Raw genomic sequence first — 6,977 nt, forward strand, 5'->3', positions numbered from 1 at the left:
GCGACTATCCCCTAAATTCAAAGGTGCTCAGGCCAAACGTCAGCAGATCGCCGTTGCGCAGCGGGCAGCGCGTAATGCGGCGGTTGTTGACGAGCGTGCCGTTGGTGGAATTGAGGTCCTCGATCGACCAATCCGAGCCCGTAAAGGTGAGCTGGGCGTGGCGACGCGACACGTTGGGGTCGCGCAGGGCAATGTCGGAAACCGAGCGCTCGCGACCGATGGTCACCTGTGCGGAGGTGATGCTATGGCTCTCGCCGCTCACGACGTCGACGAGCTGGGCGAGCGGGCGCTGCGGGGCGCGGGTGCTCGCCATGTTGGAGGCGATGCCGGCTGCGGCGCCTAGGCCCACGGCGGCACCGGTCGCGGCGGCTCCGCCCATGCCGGCAAGCGCGTCGCGCGAGACGGTCTGCGGCACCGGGATAGGAGCGGCGGGGTCGGGGACGCTAGGCGCGAAGGGGTCTGCCACGGCAAGCGGGTCGGGAGCGGCGGCGCGAGGCGTCGGCTGCTGCTGGGGCATGGCGGCGGGGCGCTGCTGCTGCGGGGCGGCAAACTGCTGCTGGCCGGCGCGCGGGGCGCTGGCGGCACGGCTTGCCGCGGAGTTGTTCTGGCCCAGGCCGTTTTGATAGGCGCGCTCTTCTTCGTACAGGCGGCCGAGCGTGGGGGCATCGACGTTCTCGGCAAAGACCGAGAACTTGCCGGCACGCAGCTGCGGATCGATCATAAAGCGCACGAGGGGCTCGCCGACAAACACATAGCGGCGCTTTTCGGCCTGTGCCTTCACAAACTCGCGGACCTCGCGCGAAAGCTCGGGGTAGAACGGGGCGAGCATGGGATCGTCGTCGGCGGCGATAAGGATGGTATAGAGTGCCGGCGCCGTGTTGACGCCGTTGATCACCAGAGTCTGATCCTCCATGTCGCGAGCGGCCTGCTTGGCAAGCTTCTTAAAGGAGAACGGGGCACGGGTGGCACCGAAGATGCCGGCCACGTGGTCCTCGAAGATGTTCAGGAAGTTCACGAAAGATCACTCTCCGTATAGGTTCTTTGGTATCCGAGCAAATATAGGCATATCCCAACGATTATAGAGGATAGGATTCCCGCAACCGCCGCCTTGGCGATGACCGCGGCTGCAAGGCTGGCAATTTCCATATGGTGTGCAAGACAGGACGCCGCTGCGCAGCCGATGCCGGTGACAGCGATGGCGGCGATTGCGGCAAGGTTTGAGTCCTGATTGGCACGCTTGGCATGGGCATTGAGCAGCGCGGATGACGCTGCGGCAGTTGCCGCGGCCAGCCCAAAGGCAGCCCAAAGGAGCGGGTCTCCCAGCGCTGCGGCAACGTTACCGAGCCCCAGCACGCCTCCGGCTGAAAGCGCGACTGTCGCCAGGCGGGCAAAAAGCGCGCCCATGCCCGTTGCTGCGGCGGCGCTTGCCGGGCCGAGCCAAAATGACGCGACGCCGGCGGCGACCCCAGCTGCTAGGAAGGTATTGCCGGTCAGACAGCCAAGCGCGAGTGCACAGGTGAGTGCGGCGCTCGCGGCAGCCTCGGTGCGACCCCAGGCGATCCACCAACCGGACATGGCGGCGGCAAAGATCACCGCGACGGGCAACATCGACAGGATGCCCTGCGTCTGCATGGTGGCGTTGGCCATGAGCACCAAAAAGCCCACGGCCGAGATGGCCGAGCCGATCTGCGGGGCCAAGCCTGCCGCCGCGCCAATAGCGATGGCCGCCACGACCAGCCCGGGAAGCGCCGCGACGCCCGCTGTCTGCATGATCAGAAAGCTAAAGGCACCACACGTTAGCGCCGAGATGGCGCGCATGGTGTAATCGCGCGCGCGGCTCCATCGCGTGCCGGCCCAGCCGAGCGCGGGGTCGACCTCGATGGCGTCGTCCTCATAGGGCAACGATTCGATATCGTCTGCCGCGCGCTCGTCATCCGACAGCTCGCCCACCATCTGCTCCAGGCTGCGACGGCCCTCGCGCACGCTGCCCAAGCCGGCGAGCAGCTGGTCGCAAAATGCCTCGATGCTGCTGGGGCGGTCTTGCGGCATGGGGGAGAGGGCGCTCATGAGCGCAGCCTCGGCTCCTGGGGGAAAGTGCGGGATGAGCTCGCTGGGGTAGGTGGCACCGCCGATGATGCGGCCGAGCGAGTCGCCGGGCGTGGCGGCCATAAAGGGAGCGCTGCCGCACAGGCCCTCGTAGATCACGCAGGCGAGGGCAAAGACATCGGCGCGCTCGTCAACCGTGCCAGTTTCGATGTCGAGCTGCTCGGGTGGCATGTAGCCGATGGTGCCGCCGCGCGAGCCGCCAAAGCCGCCGGCAGACGACAGCCGCGCCATGCCAAAGTCGGTGAGCTTTACATTGCCCGAGTGGTCGATGAGCACGTTGGCGGGCTTAATGTCCAGGTGGAGCACGCCGTTGCTATGGGCGAAAGTGAGTGCCTGGCCCAGCGCGTCGGCAATTGCCGCGGCCTCGTCAAAGGTGAGCGAATGGCCGTCCACGCGATGCAAAAACTCGGCTAGGGACATGCCGTCGACATACTCCATGACCAGGTAGGCATAGGCGGTGTCGTGCGTAAAGTCGATAACCTGCACGATATTGGGATGTTGAAGCATGGCGGCGGTGTGTGCCTCGCGCAAGACATCCATGATGTCGCTGGCGGGCATGCCGGCGCCGTTGATAAGGGGGATGCGCTTAATGGCGACGCGGCGGCGCAGGTGCGTGTCGCGGCAAATCTCGATGGAGCCAAAACCGCCGGTCGCAAGCGTCTCGAGCGGCTGGAACCGCTTGAGCAGCTCGCGAGAGCTGGTGCCCTCCAAGGGAACGTCCGGCGAGAACCGGGCGGTATGTTGCGAGAAAAGCGGCATGGCCAACCCTCGTGCGTTTAAAGTTCGTTTGCGAGCGGCGGGCGCGGGGCCGAGCCGTTCGCGGTGGCATAGATGCTGCTAGTTTAGCACGCTCGGGCGCATGGTGAAGGTAGCGGGGCGAGGTGGCCTGTCTGGCTCGGCCTTAGTGCTTCTTCTTGTTCTTCTTCTGCTTGCGCTGTTTGGCCTTTGCGTTCTTGGGCTCGCTTTCCTGCTTGGCCTTGGCAGCGGCCTTCTCGGCCTTCATCTTCTTGCGTTTGGTCTCGATGCGCAGCTTTTTGTTGATGCGCGCCTTGAGGAAGGAGCCAAACTGCTCGGCATCACCACGAACAAAGGTGTCCTTAGGGATCGTCACGCCCTGGTCGGCGAACATGGCCACAAAGATGCGCTCGCCGTCGAGTACGTGGTCGAGCTTCTCAAACGGGAAGAACTGCGACTTGCCGCTCTTGCCCCAGACCATCAGGCCGTCCTCGTTGGCGGCGACGCGGCGGTAACGGCCGCCCATGGACTCGTCTGCCTCGACGGCTTCGATAAAGTCGCGCGCGAGCGTATGGTGCAGATTTTTGCTCCACCAGGCCAAAAAGGCGCCGAACACGATCAGCACGACGCCGAACTTGATCCAGCTGCCGCCGGCCACCAGCATGCCAATACCGAGCAGCGCGGCAATGGCGGCGGCGACGTACAGGGAGCCGCGGCGCCTGGGCGAGGCAACCAAGCGGGCGAAATCGGTGACGAGGTCGTTTTCGTACTGATACTCGTTGAGGTACAGGATGCCGTCATCGGCTGCTGCCTGCGTCTCGAGCGCGACCTCGACCTGGTCGGCTGCTTCGGAGGGAACGAGGTTGCTCTCTGCGTCTGCCATGCTCTTTGGACTCCTATCGCGGCGGGCTCGCCGTACGGGTTATTATGGATGCAGTATGCCGTGCGACCGCATGGCCGCCGCGGCAACAAGACTCAGTATACCCGGGGGAGCACCCATGGAATCGTTGTACCGAAAGTATCGCCCGCTCACCTTCGACTCCGTGGTGGGCCAGCAGCATATCGTCTCGACGCTCGAGCACGCCATCACCGAGGGGCGCCTGTCCCACGCCTACCTGTTCTGCGGACCGCGCGGCACGGGCAAGACCACTATGGCGCGCATTTTGGCCAAGGCGCTGCTGTGCCGCAATGCCGAGGCGGCGCGCGCCGAGGGTGCAAGCGGCTGCATGCCCGACGGCACCTGCGAGGAGTGTGAGCTCATTGCCGAGGGCAACCACCCCGATGTCTACGAGCTCGATGCCGCAAGCCGTACCGGCGTAGACAACGTGCGCGAGGAGATCATCAACTCCGTTAACTTTGCCCCGGTGCGCGGCAAGTACAAGATCTATATCATCGACGAGGTCCACATGCTCACGACGGCGGCGTTTAACGCGCTGCTCAAGACGCTCGAGGAGCCGCCGGCGCATGTGATCTTTGTGCTGTGCACTACCGACCCGCAAAAGATTCTGGAGACCATCCTCTCGCGCTGCCAGCGCTTCGATTTCCACCGCATCGGTAACGAGGATATCGAGCGTCGCCTGGCATACGTGTGCGAGCAGGAGGGCTTCGACTACGACGACGAGGCGCTTGCCATCGTGGCGCGCCATGCCAAGGGCGGCATGCGCGACGCGCTCTCCACGCTGGAGCAGCTGAGCGTCTTCGGCAACGGCACCGTGCATGCGGACGATGCCCGCTCGCTTTTGGGCGAAGTTTCGGACCAGATTCTGGGCGAGTTTGCGCGCGCCATTGCCGATCGCGATGTCGCCGAGCTCTATGGGCTTATTCGCGCGCAGGTCGAGGAAGGTAACGATCTGCTGGAACTGACGCGCGACCTGGTGGCGCACGTACGCGACGTGTATGTTGCTTGCGTTGCCGGTGCCCGTGCCGAGTTGTTTGAGGGCGGTGCCGAGCAGGCCGAGGCGCTTGCAGCCGAGGCCGCTGCCTTTGGCGAGCATCCTGCCGATCGTTTGGCTCGCGTGCTGACGGTGCTCGACGATGCCGCCTTGGAGATGAGGGGTGCGAGCGACGTGCGCCTGGTGCTCGAGATCGCCTGCACCCGCCTGGCGCGTCCCGAGGCCGATTTAACGATTGAGGCTTTGGCTGAGCGCGTGGCTCGCTTGGAGGCCATGGTTGCCAACGCCGCCGTTCCGGCGAGCGTGGCAGCTGCTCAAGCGAGTGCGCCTGCAGCATCCGCATCTGCTGTCCAGCAGCCGACGCTGATTTCGGGTGCCCGAGCTGCTACTCCTGCGGCGACCGCCGCCCCCGCTGCTACGTCCGCGCATCAGGGCGGCATGCCTTGGGACCGCGGCGCTGCTGTTCCGGCTGCCCAGTCTGCGCCCAAGTCCGCGGCTCCGGCTCCCGCGCCCAAACCTGTAACGCCTGCACCTCAACCCGTTGAGGCTCCGGCTCCCGCGCCCGCTGCACCGACCGTGCCGGTGTCCAGGCCCAACAACGCCGCCCAGGTTGCCACTGCCGGTGCTGCCGAGACCCCCGCGGTCGAGGACGCCGGCGAGCTCCAGCGCAAATGGGCCGAGGTCGTCGAGCGCGTCAAGGCTCGTCAGGCTTCCTATGCAGGCCTTTTGCTCAACGCCCGCGCCACGGCCGACGACGGCTCCAAGCTCACGGTCTCGTTCCCCGCGGGCTCGACCTTTGCCATCAAGATGCTCGGTCGCGCCGACACGCAATCGGTGGTCCTGCCGACGGTCTGCGCGGTCTTCGGTCGTCGCACCGTCGACTACGTCCTGGATGGAGGTGGCACGCCGGCTCCTCAACATGAGGAGCATTCTCCATCTGCACGGGCTGCGGCATCTGCGGACCCGCAACCCGTGTCCTCGGCGGCCCCTGTATCCTCGAGCGCCAGCGCTCCGCAGCAGCAAGCGACGCCGGTGATGGCACCGACCCCGTCGGCGCCTAAGCCCGCCACGCCCAAATCTGCTGCTCCGGCTCCCGCGCCCAAGCCCGCCGCCGCGCCTGCGTCTAAGTCATCCGACCTGGCTAAGGCCCCCTGGCTGCGCTCCGACAACCCTGCCGGCGCTCCTGCCACGGGCAAGCTCCCGACCGAGCCAGCGCCCCGTGCGCCCGAGCGCTCTGCCGCTCCCAAGACTCAGCCGTCTGCGCAGTCCGCTCCGTGGGAATCCGAGCAGGTTCCCTACGACGATGCCATGGTCGGCGGTTTTGCTGCCGATGCCGGCGGGGACGATCTGCCGCCGTTCGACGTGCCGGGTGCGGCGTCCGCGCCCAAGCCCGCTGCAGCTGCCCCCAAAGAGGAGGACGCCCCCGCTGCCCCTTGGGAGTCCAACCCAGGCGCGGGCAGCCCCTTCGGCCATCAGGGCGCAGCCCCGAGCATCCCGCAGACCGAGGACGAGGCCAAAGCCCTCATCCGCAGCGTCTTCGGCCAGGCCACCATCTTCAAGCCGGTGGAGTAGCTGCGCGGGCGGGCATACTGCTCAAGAAGAGAACTCTTTGTCCGGGCGCATCTGTATTTCGGACATGTGTAATGTGGTGCCGCGTATATCGCATTCGAGTAGACAGGTACGTGACGGTCGGCCTAGGATGCTGAGGTCGATACGATACGTTGCATGGCTGTCCGTGTACTCGACTTGCTCGGCGCTGACGGTTGCTCCGATTGTCGAGAAAACGCCTAGTTCGGCATCGACAATCTTGGAGTTCTTTATCTTGACCTTGAACTCTTGGTAGAGGGATGGGCTGTTGTAGTAAACGGTTCGGGTTCCGTCGGTGCACTCATCGGTCGCTTCCCATTTGACGACGGGCTGGCCCGAGCTGGCTATTAGCAGTTCTGCTCCAAAGGATATAGCATGGGTGATGGCAACCAACAATGCCCAGCCGACAAAGAGATAGAGAACAAAATATGCAGCGGGGTGTTTTGAGCGGATGTTTTGGAGCGCGTCGGGGGCATTCATGGGGTACCTCCAAATTGCTATCTATGGCAATCAAATTATACCCCACCGTCATGAGCGCCACCTCGAGTGGTGGCTCGGCATTTAGCCATTTAGTGGTACGCCTTGATTCTCATTTTCATTGCAACAGCCTCAGGACTCAGCGCAACGCGTTGCGCTGAGTCCTGAGGCGCGAATCCG

At 64.8% G+C, this 6,977-nt stretch carries 5 protein-coding genes; 1 reads left to right on the forward strand and 4 read right to left on the reverse strand.

Annotated elements, in window-relative coordinates; all coding sequences use genetic code 11:
• Window positions 1-4: 4 nt before the first annotated feature.
• From ACESUZ_RS05895 to ACESUZ_RS05905, 3 genes are all read right to left on the reverse strand, one after another.
• Window positions 5-1,015 carry an FhaA domain-containing protein gene (locus ACESUZ_RS05895; RefSeq protein WP_070097545.1) on the reverse strand — a complete coding sequence of 337 codons (1,011 nt, stop codon included), beginning with the start codon at window positions 1,013-1,015 and terminating at the stop codon, window positions 5-7.
• Complete coding sequence (locus ACESUZ_RS05900; RefSeq protein ID WP_373199002.1) at window positions 1,012-2,865, reverse strand: serine/threonine-protein kinase; 1,854 nt, start codon at window positions 2,863-2,865, stop codon at window positions 1,012-1,014. The genes ACESUZ_RS05895 and ACESUZ_RS05900 overlap by 4 nt, the downstream gene beginning before the upstream one ends.
• 142 nt (window positions 2,866-3,007) lie before the next feature.
• On the reverse strand, window positions 3,008-3,724 hold the full coding sequence (locus tag ACESUZ_RS05905) for a hypothetical protein (protein WP_373199003.1): 717 nt from the start codon (window positions 3,722-3,724) through the stop codon (window positions 3,008-3,010).
• A 115-nt stretch (window positions 3,725-3,839) separates the two neighbouring features.
• Here ACESUZ_RS05905 and dnaX point away from each other — a divergent pair, with 115 nt between their 5' ends.
• A complete protein-coding gene (dnaX, locus tag ACESUZ_RS05910; RefSeq protein ID WP_373199005.1) occupies window positions 3,840-6,305 on the forward strand; it encodes a DNA polymerase III subunit gamma/tau in 2,466 nt (821 codons plus the stop codon).
• 21 nt (window positions 6,306-6,326) lie between these two features.
• On the opposite strand, the gene ACESUZ_RS05915 is transcribed toward dnaX, so the two are convergent.
• Window positions 6,327-6,800, reverse strand: a complete 474-nt coding sequence (locus ACESUZ_RS05915; protein ID WP_373199007.1) for a hypothetical protein — start codon at window positions 6,798-6,800, stop codon at window positions 6,327-6,329.
• Window positions 6,801-6,977: the final 177 nt, after the last annotated feature.

Source organism: Collinsella aerofaciens ATCC 25986 (assembly GCF_964239575.1).
Classification (GTDB): Bacteria; Actinomycetota; Coriobacteriia; order Coriobacteriales; family Coriobacteriaceae; genus Collinsella; species Collinsella aerofaciens_BQ.